Here is a 24,617-nt window from a genome sequence, read left to right as displayed (position 1 = left end):
CCATGAGCGCTAGCGAGTTCACCACCCTGATCCAGCGCGCCGAGCGCGTGCTGGCGCAGCTTGAGGCCTTTCTGCCGCCGGCCACGCCCGAGATCGACTGGAGCGCGCACGCGTTCCGTTGGCGCAAGCGCGGCTCGCGCGGTTGGCTGGACGCCGTGCGCCACGTGGCGCGCATCGACATGCAGGACCTTCAGCACATCGAGCGCCAGAAGGCCACCATCGACCGCAACACGCGGCAGTTCCTGGCGAACAAGCCTGCCAACAACGTGCTGATGACCGGCGCGCGCGGCACCGGCAAGAGCTCGCTGGTCAAGGCGATGCTGGCGGCGTACGGCGACCAGGGCCTGCGCCTGATCGAAGTGGACAAGTCCGACCTGGGCGACCTGGCCGACATCGTCGAACTGGTCGCGCCGCGCCCCGAGCGCTTCATCGTCTTCTGCGACGACCTGTCGTTTGAAGAAGGCGAGCCCGGCTACAAGGCGTTGAAGTCGGTGCTGGACGGCTCGGTGTCGGCCTCGGGCGACAACGTGCTGATCTACGCCACGTCCAACCGGCGTCATCTGATGCCCGAATACATGAGCGAGAACCTTCAGGCCAAGCATCAGCCCGATGGCGAAATCCACCCCGGCGAAACCGTCGAGGAAAAGATCTCGCTGTCGGAACGCTTCGGGCTGTGGCTGTCGTTCTATCCGTTCAAGCAGGATGACTACCTGGACATCGTCTACCACTGGCTGCGCGAGCTGGGCTGCCCGGAGGCGCACATCGAGCCCTCGCGCACCGAGGCGCTGCAATGGACGATTGAACGCGGATCGCGTTCGGGCCGCGTGGCCTATCAGTTCGCGCGCGATTGGGCGGCCCGCCATGTCTGAAAAGATCGTTGACGTTGCAGCGGGCCTGATCCTGCGTCCCGACGGCATGCTGCTCTTGGGCCAGCGGCCCGAGGGCAAGCCCTGGTCGGGCTGGTGGGAGCTGCCGGGCGGCAAGCTGGAACCCGGCGAAACCGTGCTGCAAGCGCTGGCCCGCGAATTGCAGGAAGAGCTGGGCATCCGCGTGACGCAGTCGCGCCCGTGGGTGACCTATGTGCACGTCTATCCCCACACCACGGTGCGCCTGGCGTTCTGCCATGTCACGGCGTGGGAAGGCGAACCGCAAGGGCTGGAAAACCAGCGCCTGGAATGGGTGGACCCGGCCAACGCGGCATCGGTCGGCGACTTGCTGCCCGCCACGCTGCCGCCGCTGCGCTGGCTGCAACTGCCCACCACTTATGGCATCAGCTCCATCGAATCGCGCGCGGGCGTGCCGGCCTTCCTGGGCCGGTTGGAAGCCGCTTTGGCGCGCGGCGTAAAGCTGGTGCAGTTCCGTGAACCGCAGTGGCCCGACGGCCCCGGCGCGGCCTCGCTGCATGAAGTGCTGCATCAGGTAAAGAAGCGTTGCCGCGCGGCCGGCGCGCGGCTGCTGGTCAACAGCGCGCACCCGGCGGCGTGGTGGAAAGAGGCGGACGGCGTGCACCTGCGCACCGCAGATGCCGCGCGCCTGCATGCGCGCCCGGAGTTGCCGGCGGGTGCGCTCGTCGGCGTGTCGGCGCACGACAACGCACAGGTGGTGCACGCGCGCGAACTTGGCGCGGACTTCGCAGTGCTGGGGCCCGTGCTGGATACGCCCAGCCACCCCGGCGCGGCCACGCTGGGTTGGGAAGGCTTTGTACAAGGCAACCGGGATGCGGGCATCCCGGTGTTTGCGTTGGGCGGCCAGTCGACCAGCACCGTGTCCCAAGCATTGCGGCATGGCGCGCACGGTATCGCCGGCATTCGCGGCGTGATCTGACGCGGCTGGCCGGCGGAAACGGACCCGGTACCTAACGCGCCGCTTTTCTTCGGCTGGTGGCATCCAGACGCCGCGTTCCGTGCTTGCCACGGCGCGGCGTTTTTCATTGCATGGCGCCTCGATCGCAGCGGCGTCGCGCTACCCAGGCCCTTGCAGCGCCGCTGCGTGGCCCCCTAGGGAAACTCCCCCCTTGCTGCCTCCGGGCCGAAAGCAATATCTTGATCACCACAATGTGACCACGTAGTCACATCTAGCCTGGAACGCCTCTTCACCGTCGTCGCTGCACCCTCTCTTTGTCGTCGTCCCCACAACAAGGAAGTCCAGCATGCCCCAGCGTTTTCCCCTTGATGGCAGCGCCGACCCGGCCCGCCGCGACTTCCTCTTGCGCGGCGCCGCCGGTCTGGCCGGCGCGGCCGGGCTTGCCGCCACCGGCTGGCCCCTGCCCGGCCTGGCGCAACCCGTATCGCCATTGACCTTTGCCTTCTGGCCGTGGGGCAGCGAAATCGTGCAGCAGGGCGCTGCGCGCTTCACCCAGGAAAGCGGAGTGCCGGTGAACCTGTCGCCCATCCCCGGCGACTACGCCGCCGTGCTGGAAACGCAGCTGGCAGCCAAGGCCCCGCTGGACATGTTCTATGCGCAGCGCGGCCAGGCGTCGCGCTGGTACGCGGCGGGATGGATACGCGCCATCGACGACATGCCCGGCCTGGCCGACATCCAGAAGCAGATGTTTCCCGGCATCGTCGATGATGCCCGTGCCACCGACGGCCGCTACCTGGGCCTGACGTATTACAACGGCGGGCCCTTCGCGTTGTTCCGCAACGAGAAGATGCTGGGCGAAGCCGGTTTCCAAGGCACCGCCAACGCCGCCGACTACCCGCGGGATTGGGCCACCGTCGAAAAGCAGGCGCGCGACATCAAGAAAAAAGGCCTGTGCGAACACCCGCTCCTGATGCCCTGGTACAACGCGTGGACCGGCCTGCCGTGGGCGCTGATCGCGCAGTGCTTTGCCGAAGGCGAGCGCTTCGTGGACGGCGAATTACGCGCCACCTTTGGCCCCGACACGCCGATCGTGAAAGTGCTGACGGACTGGAAACGCTGGTGGGACGACGAGCTGGTGCAGCGCGCCGTGCTGACGTGGTCGGGCACCGAAACATCCAGCTCGTGGATGAAGGGCCAGCACGCGTTTCACCTGAACATCGACTACTACAGCTTTAACTACAACGATCCGGCCAAGAGCCAGATTGCCGCGTATTCCAGCTACAACCCGGTCGTGCCGGGCGCCACGCACGACACCGTGCTGGTGGGCCACGCGCTGCTGTGCATGTCCACCCGCAAGCGCAGCGACGCCGAGCAGGCCGCGCTGTGGGAACTGGTGAAGTACTTCGGCTACCGCGACAAGGCGGGCCAGCTCACCACGCACAAGAACTGGATCGCCAAGGCCAATCTGGAAGTGCCGTTTCCCGAGCTGTATCGCGATCCGGAAAGCCGCGCCGCGATTATGAAATGGATGTACCCCCCGCAGGCCGAGCAGGTCTACCAGTGGCTATTCCAAGGCCGCGAAAAGGCCGTTGCCGCGCACATCCTGAAGGCGCCCTGGTATCAGGAATGGGATACCGGCATGCACGAGATGATCGCGCAGGACCTGCTGATCAAAGGGTCGAAGACGCCCGCCCAGGTGGCGACCGAGCTGCGCGCCCGCTGGGATGCGCTTTACAAGAAGTACGCCAAGATCCTGAAGCGGAGCTGATATGGCCAGCGTAACCCTGCAAGGCATTCAAAAGGCGTACACGCATTTCCAGGCCGTGCGCTCGCTGGACCTGGACATTCGCGACGGCGAATTCGTGGTGCTGCTGGGGCCGTCCGGCTGCGGCAAGACCACCACGCTGAACATGATCGCGGGGCTGGACACGCCCACCGGCGGCGAAATCCGCATCGCGGATCGACGCGTGGATCAGGTGCCGCCGCACCGCCGCAACGTGGCCATGGTGTTCCAGAGCATTGCGCTGTATCCGCACATGACCGTGCGCGAGAACATCGGCTTTCCGCTGCGCATGCAGAAGATGCCGTCGGCCGAGGTGCGCGCGCGCGTGGACCAGGCCGCCAGCCTGCTGCGCGTGCAGTCCATGCTGGACCGCAAGCCCTATCAGCTGTCGGGCGGGCAGCGCCAGCGCGTGGCGATCGGCCGTGCGGTAGTGCGCAACCCCGACCTGTTCCTGTTCGACGAACCGCTGTCCAGCCTGGACGCCAAGCTGCGGACTGACATGCGCGTCGAGCTCAAGCGCCTGCACCGCACGCTGCAAGCCACGTTCATCTACGTCACGCACGATCAGGTCGAAGCCATGACGCTGGCCGACCGCATCGCCGTCATGTCGGGCGGCAACCTGCTGCAATTCGCCGACCCCGACACCATCTACCGCCGCCCGGCCAACATGGAAGTGGCGGATTTCATCGGTAACCCCGGCATGAACTTTCTTGGCGGCACGCTGCACGCGCAAGATGGCGCGCCGGCCCTGCACGCCGCGGGCAATGTCTATGTGCTGCCGCCCGCGCTGCAGGCGGCGGCGCGCGCCTTGCCCGAGGGCAGCGCCGCCACCTTGGGCATCCGGCCCGAAGCCATGGCGCCCGCGCCGCTGGCGGGCGACGGCTTGCTGCTGCAAGGCAGCGTGTGGGCCGTTGAACCGGTGGGGCCCGACCAGTTCGTGGACGTGTGCGTGGGCGGCGAAGACGGCCCGCGCCTGCGCGCCCGTTTGCCGCCCGAACGCCGCTACGAGGTTGGCGCGCCGATTGCCCTGGCGCTGCCCGCGGCGCGCCTGTACCTGTTCGACGCACAGGGGCTGCGCGTGCATGGCGGCGAGGAGCCGCGTCGATGAGCGCCGCCAGCCTGTCGCCGGCACGCCCGGCCGCCGCGCGCCCCGGTGGGCGCGAGATGTCGGACCTGAGCTTTGCGCTGACGGTGATCGTGGCGGTGTACGCGTTGAACACGCTGATCATCGGCGTGCCGCTGGGCTATTCGTTCTGGCTCAGCCTGCACGACACCAACGCCATCCTGCGCACCGAGGAGTTCGTCGGCACGGACCTGTATGGCGAAGTGCTGGCCGACCCCGCCGTCATTGACGCCATCTGGCGCAGCCTGGGCTTTGTCGCGATGTGCGTCGTGGGCTCGTTTGTGGCCGCGCTGGGCATCGCGCTGGTGCTGAACGAAGAGATGCCGTTGCGCGGCCTGGTGCGCGGCCTGGCGCTGTTGCCCTGGGCCATGTCGCAGGTGGTGACGGCGACGGTGTTTTCGTTTTTGCTGAACCCAAGCTTTGGTGCGCTGACCGGGCTGCTGGCGCCGCTGGGCCTGGCCAACGCGGCCACCGTCTGGCTGTCCAGCGACTGGGCGTTGTTCTGGGTCGCCTTGGCGTTTGTCTGGCATATCGCGCCGCTGGGCAGCTTCTTCTACCTGGCCGCGTTGCAGACGATTCCGCGCGATCTGTACCGCGCGGCGCGCGTGGACGGCGCGGGGCCGCTGTCGCGCTTTCGGCACATCACCTTGCCGCACTTGAAACACACCACGTTGATCGTGCTGGTGGTGATGACGGTGGAAGCGGTGCGCCAGTTCGACCTGCTGTTCTCATTGACGCGCGGCGGGCCGGGCACGTCCACGCAGATCCTGCCGCTGCTGATCTTCCGCTACAACTTTGAATTTTCGAAGTATGGCCTGGCCTCGGCCGCGGCCTTTCTCTTGACCGTGCTGTCGCTGTTGCTGGCCACCGCCTACTTCATGCTGATCCGCAAGAAGCGCCCCCAAGGAGCCGCCCATGCGCAATGACGCTGCCCAAGTCACCGGCGAAGGCTGGCGCCCCTGGCTGGTCGGGGCCGGCGTCGCGCTGGTCGCCTTCTGGTGCTTGTTCCCGCTGTACTGGACGCTGAAGGCGTCATTCATGGACGAGTCGGCCATCATCATGGGCGTGGCGCACAACGTGGGGGGGTTCACGTTCGACAACTACCTGCGCGTGTTGGGCATGTCGACATCGGATTCGATCTTTGGCGGGCAGACCAAGGCCATCATGACGGGCTTTGTGAACAGCGCGCTGGTGGCGCTGCCGGCGGCGGCCGTGGGCACGGCCATCGCCACGCTGGCGGGCTACGTGCTGGGCCGCTTTGAATTTCCGTTCAAGGGCCCGCTGCTTTACGTGTTGCTGGCGTCCCGCACCTTGCCGCCGATTGCGTTGCTGATTCCGTACTACGTGTTCTTTGCCGCCATCGGCCTGGCGGGCAGCCTGTTCGGGCTGTGGATCGTATACCTGACCGCCGTGATCCCCTTGCTGTCCTGGGTATTGATGGGCTACTTCGCATCGCTGCCCGTTGAGATCGAGCGCGCGGCGCGCATGGACGGCTGCACGCGTTGGCAGATGCTGCGCCACGTGACGCTGCCCATGGCGCTGCCGGGCATTGCGGCGGCGTTCATCATCGCGTTCCTGGTTGGCTGGAATGACCTGTTGTTCGCCATCGTGCTGACGGGCGGCACGCAGGCGCAAACGCTGTCGGCGTCGTTGTTGGGGCTGTCGCCGCTGATGCCGGGCTTTCGCGCGGACCTGGGCCTGTTCGCCGCCGCCAGCATGCTGGCGGCGCTGCCCCCGCTGGCGCTGGCCATGCTGTTCCAGCGCTTTATCACCAACCTGAACATCGTCGATCCCGTGACGAGCAATACGGACTAGCGATGACGATCGGCGTAGCGGCGGCGGGACCCAACGCGGGCGCGGCAGTCCACGCGGCGGCGCTGGCCGCCGAGCTGATGGGCCATGGCGCCATCGGCGGCTTCGCGGTGTTGGCCATCCTGGACTACGCGGGCCGCGTGCACCACGCGTCGTGCCAGCGCGGCGGCGTCAGCGCGCTGGACCTGCCGGCACATTGGTTGCAGGCCCGGCGCGCGGCGTTGATCGAAAGCGGGCCGGACCGCCCCGAGCCCCTGGTGCAGTTCCTGCCGGGCGCCGATGGCGTGGGGCTGGTCACGGGCCACCGCCTGCCCAATCGCCCAGGCGCGGACGGCGTGCCGCTGAACGTGGCCACGCTGCGGCTGATGGCGGGCGGAGCGAAGCCCGGCGACGCCGTCGCGCGCGTGCTGGGCGCGCACCCCGAAATCGACGCGGGCCTGATCGCGTTATCCGTCACGGGCGAACTGGGCTGGGGCAATACGCAGCGCGTGTCGCGCCGCCCCGATCACGGCATGGCCCGGCACGATAACGGCGACTGCCGTGTGGCCGTGCTGCACAACTCCATTCATCCGTGCGCGCCGCTGGCGCACGCCATGGCGGACCTGGCCTGGTACGCCTTGACCGGTACAACCGCTTCCTACCGCGCATTGCGACTGTACGCGGGCACGCCGATCATCCGCGCCACGCAGGATCGCGTGCACGTCGATGCACGCGGAGGCATACTTTCCATCGAACAGGCCGACCCGTCGCTGCCTCATGGCGCCCGCCGGGCGAACGCGGTCTACCTGGGCAGTGAAGTCTGGCAAGATGGCGGGCGTATCGGCCATACCGTCAGCGAACTCATTGCCGACCTGGCCGACGGGCAGGTGACCGGCGTGCCGGACCCCGCCCGCTCCCTCATCCTCATGAAGGAATAGGCCATGTCCCGTCGCGAAAATACCGAAAGACAAATTTTGCAGGCGCTGCAAGACCAGATCCTTGCAACGGGCATGGGCGGCGTGGGCATCAACGCCATCGCCAAACGCGCCGGCGTCAGCAAAGAACTGATCTACCGCTACTTCGACGGCATGCCGGGCCTGATGCTGGCCTGGATGCAGGAGCAGGACTTCTGGACGCGCAACCCCGGGTTGCTGGCCGCTGATGAATCCAGCCAGCGCACGCCGGGCGAACTGGTGATGTCGATGCTGCGCGCGCAGATCGACGCGCTGGCCGGCAACGAAACCCTGCGCGAAGTGCGCCGCTGGGAACTGATCGAACGCAACGAGGTGTCGGCGCCCTTGGCCGAACGGCGGGAACGCGCGGCGCGCGGTTTCATCGACCGCGTCGATGGCCTGGCCCCCGACGTGGACATGCCGGCGATGGTCAGCGTCATGCTGGCCGGCGTGTTGTACCTGATGCTGCGCGGCAAGACCGAATCCCACTTCCTGGGCGTGCCGCTGCGCACGCCCGAAGGCTGGGACCGCATCAGCGGCGCGCTGGAACACCTGGTGTCCCATGGCTTTCCAGACCCCTTGAATTCCGAATCCCTTGCCACCCTGGAGGCGCGCCGAGGCAAATCGCCGGCCGCCGACCCCGCCACCTGAGCCCTTCATGCCCGCGCAAACCGATCAGCACGACTACGACATCATCATCACCGGCGGCCAGATCGCCGACGGTTTGGGCGGGCCCGCCTTTCGCGCGGACCTGGCCATCCAGGGCGAACGCATCGCGGCCATCGGCGATGGCTCGTCATGGCGCGCGCGGCATCGCGTGGACGCCGCCGGCAAGGTGGTGTCGCCCGGCTTCATCGATTGCCACACCCACGATGACCGCGCGCTGCTGGGCACGCCGTTGATGCGGCCCAAGGTCAGCCAGGGCGTCACCACCGTGGTCACGGGCAATTGCGGCATCAGCCTGGCGCCCGTGCGCACGCCGGGTGACGTGGTGCCGCCCCCGCTGAACCTCCTGGCCAAGCACACGGGCGAACTCTACGCGCGCATGCAGGACTACGCCGCCGCGCTGGACGCCGCGCCCGCCGCCGTCAACAGCCTGGCGCTGGTAGGCCATTCCAGCCTGCGCGTATCCGCCATGGACCGGCTTGACCGCCCTGCCGACAAAGCCGAAATCGCCACCATGCGCCGCGCGCTGGACGAAGCCATGGCGGCCGGCGCGGCGGGCTTGTCCACGGGGCTGTACTACCCCACCGCCATGCACGCCAGCACCGAAGAAGTGATCGGCGTGGCCGAACCGCTGTCGGCCTGGCGCGGCCTGTACACCACACACCTGCGCGATGAAGCCGACCACGTCTGCGATGCCATGGAAGAAGCCTTCCTGATCGGGCGCGCCGCCGACGTGCCGGCCATCCTGTCGCACCACAAGGTCACCGGCAAGCACAACCACGGGCGCACCGCGCAAACGCTGGCGCTGTTTGACCGCGTGCGCGCCGACCAGCCACTGGGCATGGACGTGTATCCCTACGCCGCGTCGTCCACCATTTTGGAACCGCGCCGCGTGGCGGCCGGCGAAAAAATCATCGTCACGTGGTCGCAGACGCGCCCGGAAATCCAGGGCGTGGACTTGCGCGAACTGGCCGAGCGCGAAGGCAAGGACCCCACCCGCCTGGCCGAAGAGCTGTCGCCGGGTGGCGCAATTTATTTCTCGATGGACGAAGCCGACGTGAAGCGTGTCATCGGGCACGGCAGCGTGATGATCGGCTCGGATGGCCTGCCGCATGATCAGCGCCCGCATCCCCGTTTGTGGGGTGCGTTTTCGCGCGTGCTGGCGCGTTATGTGCGCGAGATGCGCGTGCTGGGCCTGGAAGAGGCGGTGCGCCGCATGACCAGCCTGACCGCCGCGCAATTCGGCATGAAAGATCGCGGGGTGCTGCGCGCCGGCTGTTATGCCGACGTGGTGGTGTTCGACGCCGCCACCGTCGCCGACCTGGCCAGCTTTGCCGAACCGACGCTGCCGTCCACCGGCATCCACGCCGTACTGGTCAACGGCCAGTTGGTCGAGGAAGACGGCGCCCCCACGGGCGCGCGCCCCGGCCGCCTGCTGCGCGGCGACGACCGCGCCGCGCCCGGCTTCGAAACGCCCACCTGGGCGGCGTGACGACCGGCGCGCAACACCCCATCACATTGGGACTGATCCCCGACGCCGGGTCCGCCCGGCGCAACCCTCCGCGCTGCGCGCCACGCGCAGCGCCCGGCTTGGAGCATCATGCACATTGTTGTCATCGGCGCGGGCGTGGTCGGCATGGCCACCGCCTACTTCCTGCATCGCGAGGGCCATCGCGTTACCGTGGTGGACGCGGGCTCCGGCCCGGGCCAGGCCACCAGCATGGCCAATGGTGCGCAGCTGAGCTATAGCTTTGTTGCGCCGCTGGCCGACCCCGCCGTGCTGCCCAAACTGCCGTCCTGGCTGCTGGCGCAGGATGCCCCGCTGCGCTTTCGTCCGCGCCTGGACCCGGACCAATGGCGCTGGAGCATCGGCTTCCTGCGTGCCTGCACGCGCGCCAAGAACCGGTCCACCACGCGCGAGCTGCTGGCGTTGGGCATGTACAGCCGCCTGTGCGTGCACGAGCTGGTGCGCAACGAGCAGCCCGATTTTGACTTTTCATCAGCGGGCAAGCTGCTGGTCTACCAGGACGCGGCGGCGTACCGGCACGCGCTGGCGCAACGCGATTACCTGGGCGGGCTGGGCTGCGAACAACAGGTGATGAACGCCGACGCCTGCGTGGCGATGGAGCCCGCGCTGACCGCGATCGGGCGCAGCATCCAGGGCGCGCTGTACACGCCTACTGAAGACGCCGGCGACTGCCAACGCTTGTGCATGGAACTGGAACGCATCCTGCGCGCCGCGCCCGACCCGGTGCGCTTTTACTTCGACACGCGGGTCAAGGCGCTGCGCCATGAACGCGGCCGCATCACCAGCGCCAACACCACCGTTGGCGATCTGTCGGCCGACCACTTCGTGCTGGCCGGCGGCATGGGCGCGCAGGCGCTGGCGCGGCCACTGGGGCTGAACCTGCACATCTATCCGCTGAAGGGATACAGCCTGACCTATACCTTGACGCCCGATAGCGTGGCGCCCACGGCAAGCATCAGTGACATCCGCCGCAAGGTGGTCTATGCGCGGCTGGGCCAGCGCCTGCGCGTGGCGGGCATGGTCGATATCGGCACGAGCGGTGGCGGGGTCGATCCGCAGCGCGTGCGCAGCCTGGAACGCGATGTGACGCAGTTCTTTCCGGACCTGAATGCGTCGGGGCCGCCCGCTGCGTGGGCGGGGCTGCGGCCCGCGCGGCCCGACGGCAAGCCACTGATCGGCGCCACGCCCTATCGCAACCTGTGGTTGAACACCGGCCACGGCGGCTTGGGTTTTACGCTGGCCCTGGGCAGCGCGCGCATGTTGACGGACTTGATGCGGGGCCGCGACCCCGCCGTGGAGCCGGCGGCTTTCGCGCTGCAATGAACGCGCGCCCAGCCTGAATCGCCGGGCGCGAAATCAGTCCGCCTTGATGCCGCGGCTTTGGATCAGCTTGCCCCACTTGGCGCGTTCCTTGACTTCGAACGCCGCCAGGTCCGCGCCGAACACGTTGCCCGGCGTGGCGCCGCCTTGCGCCAGCGACTGCTGCAACCGCGGCGACTTCAGCGCTTGCCGCATGGCGGCGATCAGCTTGTCGACCACCGGCGCCGGCGTGCCGCGCGGCGCGTACAGGCCCGACCACGCGGTGACCTCGAAGCCGGGCAAACCCGCCTCCGCCATCGTGGGCAAGTCGGGCGCGGCGGGGCTGCGTTCGGCCGAGGTGACCGCGATGCCGCGCAGGCGTCCGCCCGGCTTCAGCGCCGACATGGAACTGGGCAGGTTATCCATCAGGATGTCGACCTGGCCGCCGATCACGGCGGGTATCGCCGCCGACGAACCCTTGAACGGCACGTGCAGCATCTGCAAGCCCGCCGCCGATTCAAAATACGCGCCCGTCAGGTGAACCGACGAACCAACGCCGGGCGACGCATACGAATACTTGCCCGGGTCTTCCTTCACTGCCTTCATCACATCGCCCAGGTTGCGCCAGGGCGAATCGGCGGCCACCGCCATGACGTTGGGCGTAGACGCGATCATGCCCAGCGGCACCAGGTCGGTGGCGGGGTTGAAGCCGATGTTGCTGTAGAGGTATTGGTTGACCGTCTGCGTGCCGACCGAACCGAGCACGATGGTGTAGCCATCGGCCTGCGCGCGGGACGCAGCGGCAACGCCCAGGTTGCCCGCCGCGCCCGGTTTGTTTTCCACCACGATGGACTGGCCCAGCGCGGGCGCCATGTGCTGCGCAATGGTGCGCGCAAACAGATCGGTGGTGCCGCCCGGCGGAAACGGCACGATCAACGTGATCGGCCGCTCGGGCCATGCCTGCGCGGAGGCCGCCGCCGACAACGCCAACGTAGCGACCGCCGCCACGCTGGAAAAACGCGCCGCCCGTAAAGCGGTGCGCCATTGAATTGACCAGCCCATCCTTGTTCCCCTTCGCAGATTTTTGTGTGCGTGTGATCAAACGGAATTCGGCGTCGGTGCAGCGTGACGACAGAGCGCAAGAAAAGTGACCAACTGGTCACTTTTTACGCACTAGCATTAAGAACCGGCGCAGAAAGCTTGTCAACGAATGCGAAGAGGATTACGCGTTATCCCTAGGAACCGTCCCAACCGCCGCCCAAGGCCACGATCAGGTTCACGCTGGCAACCAGGCGCGTGCCCAGCAGGCTTAGCGCATTGCGCTCGCTGTTAAGCGCGGTGGCGTCCACCACCGCCACGCTCAGATAGTCCACCAGGCCGGCCTTGTACTGGTTCTGGATCAGGCGCAACGACTCGCGCGCGGACTCCAGCGCGCGGCGTTGCACGGTCTGTTCGTTTTCCATGACGCGCAGCTGGATCAGATAGTCCTCAACTTCGCGCAGGCCGACCAACGCCGCTTGGCGATAGGCGGCCGCTTGCGAGTCGTAGGCGGCGCGCGCCTGCTCGACTTGCGCGGCACGCGCGCCGCCATCGAATAGGGTCAGCGCCAACGCCGGGCCCAACGACCAGAAGCGCGCGGGCGCCGTCAGCAGGTCGGCGAACTGGCCGTTGCGAAAGCCGCCGTCGGCCGACAGGATCAGCGAGGGGAACCACGCGGCCTCGGCCACGCCGATCTGCGCATTGGCCGCGGCCGCGCGACGTTCTGCGGCGGCGATGTCCGGCCGCCGCTCAAGCAGTTCGGACGGCAGCCCCACCGGAATCTGCGGCAGCTGCAAGGCAAATACCGCCGGCGGCAGGCTGAACTGCGACGGGGCCTGCCCCATCAACACCGCGATGGCGTGCTCGTACTGGCCGCGCTGCCAGTCCAGGTCAATCGACTGGGCGCGCGTGCTTTCCACCTGCGTGCGCGCCACGGCGATGTCGGCCTGCCCCGCCACGCCCACTTCATAGCGGTTTTGCGTCAGTTGCAGCGACTTTTCATACGCCGCCACGGTAGCGTCCAGCAAGCGTTTCTGTTCGTCCAGCACGCGCAGTTGCAGATAGGTCTGCACCAGCGCCGCCTGCGCACTCAGGCGCGTGGCGGCCAAGTCGGCCAGGCTGGCCGCCGCGCTGGCCTCGGACGATTCCGTGCTGCGGCGCACGCGTCCCCACACGTCCAGTTCCCAGCTGACGCTGCCGGTCACGGAATACTGGTTCGACACATTGCTGCCATTGCCTGACGACGATGACGAGCCCGTGCCGACGCCCGCGCGCGACATGCCGGCGCTGGCGCCCACGGTGGGATAGAAGCCCGCGCGGGCGGCGCGCACCAGGCCCAGCGCCTGACGGTAATTGGCCTCGGCCTGGGCAATGGTCTGGTTCGACGTGTTCAAGCGCTCGACCAGCGAATTGAGCGTGTCGTCGCCATACACCTGCCACCACTTGCCACGGTCGGCCACGTCACGCGGTTCCGCCCGCTTCCAGCCGTCTACCTGCTCTTGCCCCTGCCCTTCCTTGTAGGACGCGCCCACATCCAGCGCGGGGCGTTGGTAATCAGGGCCGACCGCGCACGCGCCAAGCAGCGCGCACAGCGCCAGCGTGACGGCGCTGCGGGGTAGGAAGGATGCGGCAAACGGCTTGGGTCGGATCATGTAGGTTCTATGGAAGCAGGGGCGTCATTTCGCCGGGCGCGCCAGCGCGATGCCCACAGGCGAAAACGGTCCAGGTAAAGATAGACCACGGGAGTGGTGTACAGCGTCAGGATCTGGCTGAGGACCAGGCCGCCCACGATGGTGATACCCAGCGGCTGGCGCATCTCGACGCCCGCGCCGGTTGCCAGCACCAGCGGCAGCGCGCCGAAGATGGCGGCCATGGTCGTCATCATGATGGGGCGAAAGCGCGTCACGCACGCCTGGAAGATCGCTTCACGCGGCGCCATGCCCTGCACGCGCTGCGCTTCCAGCGCAAAGTCCACCATCATGATGGCGTTCTTTTTCACGATGCCGATCAACAGGAACACGCCGATCAGCGCAATCAGCGTGAAGTCCTGCCGCACCAGCAGCAGCGCCAGCAGCGCGCCCAGCCCGGCGGACGGCAAGGTGGACAGGATTGTCAGCGGGTGCACGAAGCTCTCGTACAAAATGCCGAGCACGATGTACATCGTGACCAGCGCCGCCAGGATCAGCCACGGCTGCTGCGCCAGCGTTTGCTGCAAGGCGGCGGCGGTGCCCTGGAAGCCCGCCTGGATCTGGTCCGACGGCAGGCCGATGCGCGCCACGGCCGCATCGATGGCGGCGGTGGCCTGACCCAGCGACACGCCGGGCGCCAGGCTGAACGACACCGTGTCCGCCACGAACAAACCCTGGTGCTGCACGCTGAGTGGCGCGTTGCCGTTTTCCAGGCTTGCAAACGCCAGCAGCGGCACGCGCGCGCCGGTCGACGTGATGACTTCCACCTGCTTGAGCGATTCAATGTCTTCGGCAAACCTGGGCTCCAGCCCCAGCACCACGTGGTACTGGTTCAGCGGCCCGTACATCACCGACACCTGCCGCTGGCTGAACGAATTGTTCAGCACCGTGGATATCGTGGACATGCTGACGCCCAGCCGCGTTGCGGCCTCGCGGTCGATCACCAGGTTGATCTGGCGGCCCTTGTCCTCGACATCGGTATCCACGTCGGTGATTTCAGGAATCTTCGCCATCGCCTGCTGCACCTTGGGCATCCAGGTGCGCAGCAATTGCAGGTCGCCCGACATCAGCGTGTAGTCGTACGAGCCCTGGCTCTGACGCCCGCCGATGCGGATGTCCTGCTGCGACACCAGGAACATGCGCGCGCCTGGCATGTTTTGCAGTTTGCCGCGCAGCCGGTTGATGACCACATCGGCCGACACCTTGCGCTCTTCCAGCGGCTTGAGCTGGATCTGCATGAAGCTGCTGTTGCTGCCGCCGCGCCCGCCGGCGTACCCCGTCATGCTTTGCACCGCCGGGTCCGCCAGCACCACCTTGCGCAGCGCGTCCAGCTTGGGAACGGTGGCCTGGAACGAGGTGCCCTGGTCGACCCGGAAAAAGCCCAGCAGCTGACCCGTGTCCTGCTGCGGGAAAAAGCCCTTGGGCACCGCCATGTACAGGTACACGTTCAGGCCCACGGCCACAGCCAGCGTCAGCATCATCAGGCGCCCATGCGCCAGCGCCCAGCGCAGGCTGCGGCGATAGCCGTCCAGCATGGCTTCAAAGCCGCGTTCGGACCAGCGCGCGAGCCGTCCGGGCGGCTTGGCGTCCTTGGGCTCGGGACGCAACAGCCGCGCGCACATCATGGGCGTCAACGTCAGGGACACCACCAGCGACACCATGATGGCGGCCGACAGCGTCACGGCGAATTCGCGGAACAGCCGCCCCACCACGCCGCCCATCAGCAGGATGGGGATGAACACCGCCACCAGCGACAGGCTCATGGACAGCACCGTGAAGCCCACTTCGCGCGACCCGCGCAGCGCCGCGCGCATGGGCGACATGCCGTTCTCGACATGCCGCATGATGTTTTCCAGCACCACGATGGCGTCGTCCACCACAAAGCCGGTGGCCACGATCAGTGCCATCAGCGAAATGGTGTTCAGCGTGAAGCCGCACATATACATGATGCAGAACGTGCCGATCAGCGATACCGGCACGGCCACGCTGGGGATGATGGCCGCGCGCCAGCGGCGCAGGAACAGCAGCACCACCAGCACCACCAAGCCCACGGCGATGATCAGCGTGAGTTCGGCTTCGTGCAGCGACGCGCGGATGCTGGGCGTGCGGTCTTGCGCAACCGTCATGTTCACGTCGGCCGGCATCAGCGCCTGCAACACGGGCAGCTGCGCGCGCACGGCGTTCACGGCTTCGATGATGTTGGCGTCGGCCTGCCGACGCACGATCATCAGGATGGCCTTGCGGTCGTTGTAGAAGCCGGTCTGGTACAGGTCTTCGACGGAATCCTCGACCTTGGCCACATCCGACACGCGCACCGGCGCGCCGTCTTTCCAGGCCACGATCAGCGGCCGATATTGCTCGGCGCGGCTGAGCTGGTCGCTGACCATGATCTGCCAGTGGTAGCGGTCGTTTTCCAGCACGCCCTTGGGCCGGTTCGAGTTGGCGTTGGCCAGCGTGCTGCGCAGCTGGTCCAGCGACACGCCGCGATTGGCCAGCGCGCCGGGCAGCACCGTGACGCGCACGGCCGGCAGCGAACTGCCGCCCACGGTGACTTCGCCCACGCCGTCCACCTGCGCCAGCTTCTGCGCCACGATGGTGGAGGCGATGTCGTACAGCTGGCCCTGGCCCAGCGTGTCGGACGTCAGCGCCAAGGTCATGATGGGCGCGTCCGACGGGTTGGACTTGTGATACGTGGGATTGCTGCGCAAGCCGGAAGGCAGCAACGAACGCGCCGCGTTGATGGCGGCCTGCACGTCGCGGGCCGCGCCGTTGATATCGCGCGACAAATCAAATTGCAGCGTCACGCGGGTAGACCCCTGCGAGCTGCTGGACGTCATTTCAGTCACGCCCGCGATGCTGCCCAGCGACCGCTCAAGCGGCGTGGCCACGCTGGATGCCATGGTTTCAGGGCTGGCGCCGGGCAGGCTGGCCGACACCGAAATCGTGGGGATATCCACCTGCGGCAAGGGCGCCACCGGCAACAGGAAAAACGCCAGCAGCCCCGCCATCACAACCGCCACGCTAAGCAGCGTGGTCGCTACCGGCCGGACGATGAAGGGCGCCGACATGATCATGACGCGTCCCCGGCGGCGGGCGCGCGCACGCCACGCCAGCGGCGCGACAGGCGGTCGAACATCAGGTAGATGACGGGCGTGGTGAACAGCGTCAGCACCTGGCTGAGCAGCAGGCCGCCCACCATCACCAGGCCCAGCGGCTGGCGCAATTCAGCGCCGGTGCCCGAAGACAGCATCAGCGGCAAGGCGCCGAACAAGGCGGCAAGCGTGGTCATCAAGATGGGCCGGAAGCGCAGCAGCGCGGCTTCGTGGATGGCCGCGCGCGGGCTCAGGCCGCGCTTGCGCTCGGCGTCCAGCGCGAAGTCGATCATCATGATGGCGTTCTTTTTCACGATGCCGATGAGCAGGATGATGCCGATGATGCCGATCATGTCCAACTCGGTGCCGCTGATCAACAGCGCCAGCAAGGCCCCCACGCCGGCGGACGGCAAGGTCGACAGGATGGTGATGGGGTGGATGTAGCTTTCGTACAGCACGCCCAGCACGATGTACATGGTGACGACGGCGGCCAGGATCAGCCACAACGTGCTGGTCAGCGAATTCTGGAACGCCAGCGCGGCGCCCTGGAAGCGGGTCTCGACGCCGGCGGGCATGCCGATCTCGGCTTCGGCGGCGGTGATGGCTTCGACCGCGTTGGACAAGGACGCGCCCGGCGCCAGGTTGAACGACACCGTGACCATCGGGAACTGGTCCAGCCGGTTCACGGCAAGCACCGTACGCCCTTCGGTGATGTGCGCCACGGACGACAGCGGCACCTGCGTGCCCGCGGCCGTGGGCACATGGATCTGCCCCAGCGCGGACGGGTTCATCTGGAACTGTGGCTGCACTTCCAGCACCACGCGGTACTGGTTCGACTGCGTGAAGATCGTGGAAATCAGGCGCTGGCCGAAGGCGTCGTAAAGCGCTTCGTCGATGACGGCGGCCGTAATGCCCAGGCGCGAGGCCGCATCGCGGTCGATCTCGACCCAGGTCTGCAAGCCGTCGTCCTGCAAGTCATCCGTTACGTCCTTCAGGCCCGGCACCTGGCGCAGCCGGTCCACCAGCTTGGGCGTCCATTCGCTCAGCACCTTCAGGTCGGGGTTGGACAGCGTCATCTGATATTGCGTGCGGCTGACGCGGTCTTCGATGGTCAGGTCCTGCACGGGCTGCATGTAGACGGTCAGGCCGTCCTGCTTGCCCAGCGATTCCTGCAAGCGCGCCATCACCGTGCGCAAATCGCCGCTGCGCTCGGCTTGCGGCTTTAAGGAAATCTGCATGCGGCCGGCGCTAAGCGTGGCGTTGCTGCCGTCGACACCGATGAACGAGGACACGGCCTGCACGTCCGGATCTTGCAGCACCAGCCGCGCGGCGGCCTGCTGGCGTTCGGCCATGGCCGGAAACGAAATGGATTGCGGCGCCTGCGTGATGGCCTGGATCAGCCCGGTGTCCTGCTGCGGGAAAAAGCCCTTGGGCACCACCATGTACAGCACCACGGTCAGCGCGAACGTGCCCAGCGCCACCAGCAAGGTCAGGGGCTGATGGCGCAGCACCACTTGCAGCATCCGGTCATAGCCGGCGATGACGCGGTCAATGAAGTTGCCGGTGGCGGTGTGAAAACGCCCGTGCTTCTGTTCCGATTCCGCGCGCAGCAGGCGTGCGCACATCATCGGCGTCAGGGTCAGCGACACCACCAGTGAAATCAGGATGGACACCGCCAGCGTGATGGCGAATTCGCGGAACAGCCGGCCCACGACTTCGGTCATGAACAACAGCGGAATCAGCACGGCGATCAGCGAGAACGTCAGCGAGATCAGCGTGAACCCGATCTGCGAGGCCCCCTTGAGCGCCGCCTGCATCGGCGTTTCGCCTTCTTCGATGTGGCGCGCGATGTTCTCGATCATGACGATGGCGTCGTCCACCACGAAGCCGGTGGCGATCGTCAGCGCCATCAGCGTCAGGTTGTTGATAGAGAACCCGGCCAGATACATGATGCCGAACGTGCCCACCAGCGACAGCGGCACCACGACGCTGGGGATCAGCGTGGCGGTCAGGCTGCGCAGGAACACAAAGGTCACCATCACCACCAGCCCCACGGCCAGCAGCATTTCAAACTTCACGTCTTCGACGGAATCGCGGATGGTCTGCGTGCGGTCGGACACCACGGTGACATCCAGCGTGGCCGGCAGCGCGGCGCGCAGCTGCGGCAACAGCGTCTGGATGCGGTTGACCACATCGATCACGTTGGCGCCGGGCTGGCGCTGGATGTTCAACAGGATGGCGGGCTTGTCGCCGGCCCATGCGGCCTGGCGCGTGTCTTCGGCGCCTTCGACCGCGCGCGCCACGTCGGACAGACGCAGCGGCGCGTTGTTCTTGTAGGCGATGATCAGGTCGTTGTAGTCGGTGGGCGACTTCAGCTGGTCATTGGCGTTGATGGTGGTGGAGCGCAGCGGGCCGTCCAGGTTGCCCTTGGGCTGATTGACGTTGGCGCCCACGATGGCGGTGCGCAGGTCGGACATGGCCAGGCCGTTGGCGGCCAGCGCCTGCGGGTTGACCTGCACGCGCACGGCCGGGCGCTGCCCGCCCGCCACGCTGACCAGACCCACGCCGGGAATCTGCGACAGCTTCTGCGCCACCCGCGTGTCGACCAGGTCGCGCACCTGCGGCAAGGGCATGGTGGGCGATGTGATGGCCAGCGTCAGCACGGCGGCATCGGCGGGGTTGACCTTGTTGTACGTGGGCGGCACCGGCAGGTCGCTGGGCAGCAGGTTGGATGCCGCGTTGATGGCGGCCTGCACCTGCTGCTCGGCCACGTCCAGTGGCAAGGTCAGGTTGAACTGCATGGTGATGACCGACGCGCCGCCCGAACTGGTGGACGACATCTGGTTCAAGCCCGGCATCTGCCCAAACTGCCGTTCCAGCGGGGACGTGACCAGCGAGGTCATCACGTCGGGGCTGGCCCCAGGGTACAGCGTCACCACCTGGATCGTCGGGTAGTCCACCTCGGGCAGCGCCGACACGGGCAACATGCGGTAGGCGATGAAGCCGGCAATCAGGATGGCGACCATCGCCAGCGTGGTGGCGACGGGGCGCAGGATGAACAGACGCGACGGACTCACGATGCGCTCGGCTTATTTGGACGGCGGCGTGGTGCCGGCAGGGGCGCCCGCGCCCAGCGTCTTGTCGCGGGTGGCGGGAATGACTTCGGCGCCGCCCACGATTTCAACCTTGGCCCCGGCGCGCAGGCGGTCGGTGCCTTCGGTGACGACGCGGTCGCCCGGTTGCAGCCCTTCGTTCACGGCGACCATGCCGTTGTTGATGGCGCCCAGCTTGACCTGGCGCACGGCGATGGTGTTGTCCGGCTGCACCAGGAACACAAAGGCGCCGGCCGAGCCTTGCTGGATGGCGGCGGTGGGGACGGCGGTGACGTCCTTGCGCGTCAGCACGTGCAGGCGCACGTTGACGAACTGGTTCGGGAACAGCGCGTCGTCCGCGTTTTCAAACTTGGCCTTCAGTTTCAAGGTGCCGGTGGTGACGTCGATCTGGTTGTCCAGCGTTTCCAGCACGCCGGTGGCGATACGGCGCGTGTCGGCGCGGTCGTACGCGTCAACGGCCAAGGTTCGGCCGGCCGCGATTTCGCCACGCACTTCGGGCAGCTGGGTTTCCGGCAGCGTGAAGACGACGGAGATGGGCTGGGTCTGGGTAATGACAACCAGCCCATTGGTATCGGAGCTGGACACCAGGTTGCCCCGGTCCACCTGGCGCAGGCCCAGCCGGCCGCTGATGGGCGCGGTGATGCGGGCGTAATCCAGCTGCAACTTGGCGTTGTCCACATTGGCCTGGTCGCTTTTGACGGTGCCTTCGTATTGGCGCACCAGCGCGGCCTGGGTGTCGACCTGCTGCTTGGCGATGGAGTCCTGCTTGAACAGGGCTTGATAGCGTTGCAGGTCGCGCCGCGCGTTTTCAAGCTGGGCCAGATTCTGCATCTGCGTGCCGCGCGCCTGGTCCAGCGCCACCTGGAAGGCGCGCGGGTCGACTTGCGCCAGCACATCACCGGCCTTCACTTGCTGGCCTTCCTGAAATTTCACGTCGACCAGTTCGCCGCTGACGCGGCTGCGCACCGTGACCGTGTTGTACGCGGTGACGGTGCCCAGAGACTTCAGGTAGATGTCGATGTCCTGCTTGGTGGCGGTTGCGATGCGCACCGGGACGGGCAGGTTGGCCATCGCGGCCGCGGGGGGCCGGCCGCCGCCCGGGCCTCGCGCGCCGGCCGGACCGCCCTGCTTGGCAGCGGGCCGCAGCACCAGCCAGGCAATACCGGCAACCACCAGCAGCAACACGACCAAGCCGCCAATGCGGCGGCGGGTCCAGCGGGACGGTGGGGAAACAGGACGACTTTCGGACATGGAAACGGTTCCGGCACTAATGCAGAAAGCCGTATTGTCTACTAGTCGGGTTCCGTTTCGCGCATCGCGGGCGCCAGTTGAAACTGGCCGCAACAAGAATCAGCCTTGCGGCGGCCGTAGGCGGGCAAGGGAGCAGCCTACGAGCTGCACAACGTCATCTGAAAGGCGACGTCGCGGGCCACCTGCTGGGGCTTGAATTCGCCGTCTTGCGTGGAAAAACGTATCCAGATCATGTACTTATTGGCGCTGATCTCGGGGAATACGCCTTGCTCGGGGTCGACCCACACGCGCAGCAGATGAAACTGCTTGCCGCCCAGCATCTGCTGGTAGGCGCCCTGCTCGGCCACGATGTCGGTCTTGCGGCCGGACTCGCGCAGCAGCCGCAACGCCAGCGTCAGCCCGTCGTACAGGGCAAGAAACGGTGAGATCCAGGCCTGAAGGTCCGCAAGGCGGGCGGCTTCGGATTTGTTCTGCCAGGCAAAGTAGGACGGCATGTCGACCTGCGTGGCGCTGCCCGGCACGGACAAGCGACCACGCAGGCTGGTCAACCATTCGTTTTCGCGCAGCGACTGGCCGGTCTTGCCGGGCGCGGCCAATGCCGTGGCCACTTTTTCCAGTTCGCGCAGCATGGCTTCCAGCGCATCCTGCGCCACGCCGGGGTGATCGCGCAGACCCACCAGCGCCATGCGCTGGCGTTCAAGGTCTTGCAGCACCGCGCCTTTCACGTCCGTGCGTTCGCAGGCGTCGAGCAAATCGAAAAGAGAAGTAACGGCAACCTGATGTTGGCGTGAATCCCCTGCCTGGGCAAAGAAGAACAACCTGTCGAACAGGTATTCCAATCGCAGGTAGGCGCGGATGCGCTCATTGAAGGGGTATTCGTAAACAATCACGCTTTTTTACAGGCCCATCAGTGGTCAGCCAGCCGGCCGGGATGTGGAAGGGTGCCGGCCCGCTTGCGCTTACCGGCCCTGGGTGGTCGCCAGCGCAAGCCAGCGGTCATGCAAGGTCTTTGCCTGCGCGCGCAATTGCTCGGGTGTTGTGGCGCCGTCGTTGATGATGACGTCGTCAGCGGACTCCAGGCGGACTTGCCGCGCAGCCTGTGCCGCCATAATACGCCTGATGGCGGGCTCCGTCAGCCCGCTGCGAGCCTGCACGCGAGCCACCTGTGTGTCGGGGTCGCAGTCCACCACGCAGATGCGGTCAACGCGCCCGCGCCACCGCTGTAAGGACTCCACCAAAAGCGGCACCACAAAGACCAGATACGATCCGGTCGCGGCCGCCGCCTGGCGCCGTGTTTCTTCGGAGATGATGGGATGCAGCACGGCTTCAAGCCGCTGCCGCACGGCGGGGTCGGCGAAGGCGCGCTCGCGCATCCAGTCGCGGTTCAGCGCACCGTCCGGGGTCAACGCATCGGCGCCGAACTCGGTCGCGATGGCGGGCATGGCCGCGCCATTAGCGGCGGTCAGCGCGCGCGCGATTTCATCGGTGTCGACCAGCGTTGCGCCCCAGTCCGCCAGCATGTCGGCCACGCGGGACTTGCCCGACCCGATGCCGCCCGTCAGCCCAATCTTGAACATGATGCCTATCCTTTCCCGCCGGCTCACGCCTGGCGCATCAACAACCACAAGCCCTCGTCGCCACCCAACAGCAACATCACGATACCGGCCAATGCCAGGTAGGGTCCGAAAGGCAGCGGCTGCCCCCGGCCCGCGCGACCGCTGAGCGTGAGCGCGCCGCCGATCAAGACGCCCACCAACGAGGCCGCCAGCAACAGCATCGGCAGCGACTCGGCGCCAAACCAGGCGCCCAGCGCGGCCAGCAATTTGAAGTCGCCATAGCCCATGCCTTCGCGCCCGGTCAGCAGCCGGAACAGATGGAAGATAACCCACAGGAACACATAGCCGGCCACCGCGCCGATCACCGCCAGCGGCAAGGTGGTGAAGGTGCCGAACAGGTTGACGAGCAGGCCGGCCCAGACCAGCGGTTGCGTCAGCACATCAGGCAGCAGCGTGGTTTCAAAATCGATCCAGCCCAAGGCGATCAGCATGGCCGACAAGCCCATGGCGCACAAGGCGACGGGCGTGGCGCCGTAGCGCCAGGCGCAGGCGGCAAACACCAGGCAGGTCAGCAATTCAATGGCGGGGTAGCGCCACGCAATCACGGCATCGCACGCGGCGCAGCGGCCCCGCAGCAAAAGCCAGCCCAACACCGGCAGCCGCCGCCAGCCACGCACCGGCGCGTGGCAGGCAGGGCAATGCGATGCCGGATGGAACAGGCCGTCGGGGCTGTCGGGCCGCGCCCGGCCCACCGCGTCCAGGCATTGCGCCTGCCATTCGCGTTCCATCATGCGAGGCAGCCGATAGGTCAGCACGGTCAGCCAATTGCCGACGAACAAGCCCGCCAACGCGGCCAGCGCAATGAAGGCGCCCAAGGGAATATCGAAAGCGTGTCGCAGCACGTTCATGCCCGCCCGCGACAAAGGCGCGCGCCAGACCCAGCGCCAGATCCAGCGCCCCGTCCGTCGGCCAAAAGGCCGACAGCAAATCGGCGGCCGTGTCGTTTATTGTGCATAAAGTGCTGACTACACCCAAGAGTGGCTAAGGGAACGTATCGAATCTTCGCATAAGTGCGTAAAATCGGAGACAGACTCAATTCACGGATAAGCTGCCATGACCGCCCGCGTCGACATCGTTACCCGATCCCGCAAACTCAGCGTCATGGGGCTGCTGCTGGCCGGTACCGCACTAGGTGCGGCAGGCTGCGCCCAGCAAAAAACCGAAGGCTATTACGACCCCCCGGCTGAAAGCACGGTGACCGATGCCCAGTACCAGGGATCGGGCGCCGGCTACCGCAGCGTCATCCGCGCGCCGTCGCAAGTGCAAATCGCCCTGAAGCCCGACGCTCGCAAACCCCAGAACCAAGCCGCGCAAGCCGCCGCCGGTGGCCAGACCACGGAAGACGGCCAGCCCGTTCCGGAAGGCGCCGACAACAGCGCCGCCGTTGCCGCTTCCACGCCCGCCCCGGCCGCTGCTCCCAATGCCGCGGCCCACAGCCTGGTGCCACAGCCGCAGACCTACATGGGCACGTTGCCGTGTTTCTCGCCCGCCATGCAATGCACGGCGCAGCGCGTGACGTTGACCCTGGCGCCCAACGGCCGTTGGCGTGGCCGCACGGCCTATCTGGAAAACGACCCGAACAAGGGCCCCGCCGTAACCGAACAGGGTTGCTGGGACGCCACCGACGAACGCCCGCCGCGCGTCATCATGATGGATGGCAACGGTAACGTCCGCGCCGAGTTCGTGGTGGCCGCCAACAACGTGCTGCGCGTGCGTTCGATCGCCGGCCAAACGCCCAACTTGAACTACAACCTGACCCGCCAGCCGGATCTGGACCCGATCGACGAGTTGGCCAAGGCCGCGGCGCCCAAGTGCCCGTAACGCCGGCATAACGCAACAACCCGATCCCGCCGGGCCCGCCGAACACCTTGTT

General features: G+C 66.9%; 18 protein-coding genes and 1 pseudogene. 11 read left to right on the top strand and 8 right to left on the bottom strand.

All coding sequences use genetic code 11. The features are described 5' to 3' along the window. Positions 1-2 precede the first annotated feature (2 nt). The 10 genes and pseudogenes from AC6LJY_RS19060 to AC6LJY_RS19015 form a co-directional block, all read left to right on the top strand. Complete coding sequence (locus AC6LJY_RS19060) at positions 3-869, top strand: DUF815 domain-containing protein (RefSeq protein WP_314365360.1); 867 nt, start codon at positions 3-5, stop codon at positions 867-869. Continuing rightward, entirely contained in the window at positions 862-1,824 is a 963-nt protein-coding gene (locus tag AC6LJY_RS19055; RefSeq protein WP_498136549.1) for a Nudix family hydrolase, read from the top strand. Before AC6LJY_RS19060 ends, AC6LJY_RS19055 begins: the two co-directional genes overlap by 8 nt. A 325-nt stretch (positions 1,825-2,149) precedes the next feature. After that, positions 2,150-3,571 carry an ABC transporter substrate-binding protein gene (locus AC6LJY_RS19050; protein ID WP_332612324.1) on the top strand — a complete coding sequence of 474 codons (1,422 nt, stop codon included), beginning with the start codon at positions 2,150-2,152 and terminating at the stop codon, positions 3,569-3,571. Position 3,572: 1 nt separating this feature from the next. Beyond that, on the top strand, positions 3,573-4,694 hold the full coding sequence (locus AC6LJY_RS19045; RefSeq protein ID WP_498136548.1) for an ABC transporter ATP-binding protein: 1,122 nt from the start codon (positions 3,573-3,575) through the stop codon (positions 4,692-4,694). After that, positions 4,691-5,635, top strand: coding sequence for a carbohydrate ABC transporter permease (locus AC6LJY_RS19040; RefSeq protein ID WP_332612328.1), 945 nt, complete (start codon positions 4,691-4,693; stop codon positions 5,633-5,635). The genes AC6LJY_RS19045 and AC6LJY_RS19040 overlap by 4 nt, the downstream gene beginning before the upstream one ends. Next, entirely contained in the window at positions 5,625-6,524 is a 900-nt protein-coding gene (locus tag AC6LJY_RS19035; RefSeq protein WP_332612329.1) for a carbohydrate ABC transporter permease, read from the top strand. The genes AC6LJY_RS19040 and AC6LJY_RS19035 overlap by 11 nt, the downstream gene beginning before the upstream one ends. Before the next feature lie 2 nt (positions 6,525-6,526). After that, positions 6,527-7,438, top strand: a complete 912-nt coding sequence (locus tag AC6LJY_RS19030) for a DUF6963 family protein (RefSeq protein ID WP_498136547.1) — start codon at positions 6,527-6,529, stop codon at positions 7,436-7,438. A 3-nt stretch (positions 7,439-7,441) separates the two neighbouring features. Then, the gene (locus AC6LJY_RS19025; RefSeq protein WP_332612332.1) at positions 7,442-8,104 is read left to right on the top strand and encodes a TetR/AcrR family transcriptional regulator; all 663 of its coding nucleotides are present in this window, start codon (positions 7,442-7,444) and stop codon (positions 8,102-8,104) included. A 7-nt stretch (positions 8,105-8,111) separates the two neighbouring features. After that, on the top strand, positions 8,112-9,611 hold the full coding sequence (locus AC6LJY_RS19020) for an N-acyl-D-amino-acid deacylase family protein (RefSeq protein WP_498136546.1): 1,500 nt from the start codon (positions 8,112-8,114) through the stop codon (positions 9,609-9,611). Positions 9,612-9,704: 93 nt separating this feature from the next. Next, positions 9,705-10,970: pseudogene (locus AC6LJY_RS19015) on the top strand (D-amino acid dehydrogenase); the annotation flags it as partial. A 33-nt stretch (positions 10,971-11,003) separates the two neighbouring features. On the opposite strand, the gene AC6LJY_RS19010 reads toward AC6LJY_RS19015, so the two are convergent. From AC6LJY_RS19010 to AC6LJY_RS18975, 8 genes are all read right to left on the bottom strand, one after another. Then, entirely contained in the window at positions 11,004-12,008 is a 1,005-nt protein-coding gene (locus AC6LJY_RS19010) for a Bug family tripartite tricarboxylate transporter substrate binding protein (RefSeq protein ID WP_498136545.1), read from the bottom strand. A 173-nt stretch (positions 12,009-12,181) separates the two neighbouring features. Beyond that, complete coding sequence (locus AC6LJY_RS19005) at positions 12,182-13,636, bottom strand: efflux transporter outer membrane subunit (RefSeq protein WP_498136544.1); 1,455 nt, start codon at positions 13,634-13,636, stop codon at positions 12,182-12,184. After that, positions 13,633-16,746, bottom strand: coding sequence for a multidrug efflux RND transporter permease subunit (locus AC6LJY_RS19000; protein ID WP_046807384.1), 3,114 nt, complete (start codon positions 16,744-16,746; stop codon positions 13,633-13,635). Before AC6LJY_RS19000 ends, AC6LJY_RS19005 begins: the two co-directional genes overlap by 4 nt. Further along, positions 16,743-19,841: an MdtB/MuxB family multidrug efflux RND transporter permease subunit gene (locus AC6LJY_RS18995; RefSeq protein ID WP_046807383.1), complete on the bottom strand. Its 3,099-nt coding sequence runs from the start codon at positions 19,839-19,841 to the stop codon at positions 16,743-16,745. Before AC6LJY_RS18995 ends, AC6LJY_RS19000 begins: the two co-directional genes overlap by 4 nt. A gap of 12 nt (positions 19,842-19,853) precedes the next feature. Beyond that, the gene (locus tag AC6LJY_RS18990; protein ID WP_314365346.1) at positions 19,854-21,128 is read right to left on the bottom strand and encodes an MdtA/MuxA family multidrug efflux RND transporter periplasmic adaptor subunit; all 1,275 of its coding nucleotides are present in this window, start codon (positions 21,126-21,128) and stop codon (positions 19,854-19,856) included. Between the two features lie 137 nt (positions 21,129-21,265). Beyond that, positions 21,266-22,018 (bottom strand): cell division protein ZapD, encoded by a 753-nt coding sequence (zapD, locus tag AC6LJY_RS18985; RefSeq protein WP_485132545.1) that lies wholly within the window; start codon positions 22,016-22,018, stop codon positions 21,266-21,268. 69 nt (positions 22,019-22,087) lie between these two features. Next, complete coding sequence (gene coaE / locus AC6LJY_RS18980; protein WP_120153674.1) at positions 22,088-22,705, bottom strand: dephospho-CoA kinase; 618 nt, start codon at positions 22,703-22,705, stop codon at positions 22,088-22,090. A 23-nt stretch (positions 22,706-22,728) separates the two neighbouring features. Continuing rightward, the gene (locus AC6LJY_RS18975) at positions 22,729-23,592 is read right to left on the bottom strand and encodes a prepilin peptidase (protein ID WP_498136543.1); all 864 of its coding nucleotides are present in this window, start codon (positions 23,590-23,592) and stop codon (positions 22,729-22,731) included. A 205-nt stretch (positions 23,593-23,797) separates the two neighbouring features. On the opposite strand from AC6LJY_RS18975, the gene AC6LJY_RS18970 reads away from it, so the two are divergent. After that, complete coding sequence (locus AC6LJY_RS18970; protein WP_314365338.1) at positions 23,798-24,565, top strand: copper resistance protein NlpE N-terminal domain-containing protein; 768 nt, start codon at positions 23,798-23,800, stop codon at positions 24,563-24,565. The last annotated feature ends 52 nt before the right edge of the window (positions 24,566-24,617 follow it).

The sequence above is a fragment of the Achromobacter sp. RT286_PF genome, assembly GCF_059760425.1.
Note: the sequence above shows the minus strand (reverse complement) of the source record. Positions and strands in the feature narration are given on the sequence as shown.

Coding starts and splice junctions, on each gene's coding strand:
- AC6LJY_RS19060 (WP_314365360.1), top strand. CDS start 3: ATGAGCGCTAGCGAGTTCACCACCCTGATCCAGCGCGCCGAGCGCGTG.
- AC6LJY_RS19055 (WP_498136549.1), top strand. CDS start 862: ATGTCTGAAAAGATCGTTGACGTTGCAGCGGGCCTGATCCTGCGTCCC.
- AC6LJY_RS19050 (WP_332612324.1), top strand. CDS start 2,150: ATGCCCCAGCGTTTTCCCCTTGATGGCAGCGCCGACCCGGCCCGCCGC.
- AC6LJY_RS19045 (WP_498136548.1), top strand. CDS start 3,573: ATGGCCAGCGTAACCCTGCAAGGCATTCAAAAGGCGTACACGCATTTC.
- AC6LJY_RS19040 (WP_332612328.1), top strand. CDS start 4,691: ATGAGCGCCGCCAGCCTGTCGCCGGCACGCCCGGCCGCCGCGCGCCCC.
- AC6LJY_RS19035 (WP_332612329.1), top strand. CDS start 5,625: ATGCGCAATGACGCTGCCCAAGTCACCGGCGAAGGCTGGCGCCCCTGG.
- AC6LJY_RS19030 (WP_498136547.1), top strand. CDS start 6,527: ATGACGATCGGCGTAGCGGCGGCGGGACCCAACGCGGGCGCGGCAGTC.
- AC6LJY_RS19025 (WP_332612332.1), top strand. CDS start 7,442: ATGTCCCGTCGCGAAAATACCGAAAGACAAATTTTGCAGGCGCTGCAA.
- AC6LJY_RS19020 (WP_498136546.1), top strand. CDS start 8,112: ATGCCCGCGCAAACCGATCAGCACGACTACGACATCATCATCACCGGC.
- AC6LJY_RS19010 (WP_498136545.1), bottom strand. CDS start 12,008: ATGGGCTGGTCAATTCAATGGCGCACCGCTTTACGGGCGGCGCGTTTT.
- AC6LJY_RS19005 (WP_498136544.1), bottom strand. CDS start 13,636: ATGATCCGACCCAAGCCGTTTGCCGCATCCTTCCTACCCCGCAGCGCC.
- AC6LJY_RS19000 (WP_046807384.1), bottom strand. CDS start 16,746: ATGATCATGTCGGCGCCCTTCATCGTCCGGCCGGTAGCGACCACGCTG.
- AC6LJY_RS18990 (WP_314365346.1), bottom strand. CDS start 21,128: ATGTCCGAAAGTCGTCCTGTTTCCCCACCGTCCCGCTGGACCCGCCGC.
- coaE (WP_120153674.1), bottom strand. CDS start 22,705: ATGTTCAAGATTGGGCTGACGGGCGGCATCGGGTCGGGCAAGTCCCGC.
- AC6LJY_RS18975 (WP_498136543.1), bottom strand. CDS start 23,592: ATGAACGTGCTGCGACACGCTTTCGATATTCCCTTGGGCGCCTTCATT.
- AC6LJY_RS18970 (WP_314365338.1), top strand. CDS start 23,798: ATGACCGCCCGCGTCGACATCGTTACCCGATCCCGCAAACTCAGCGTC.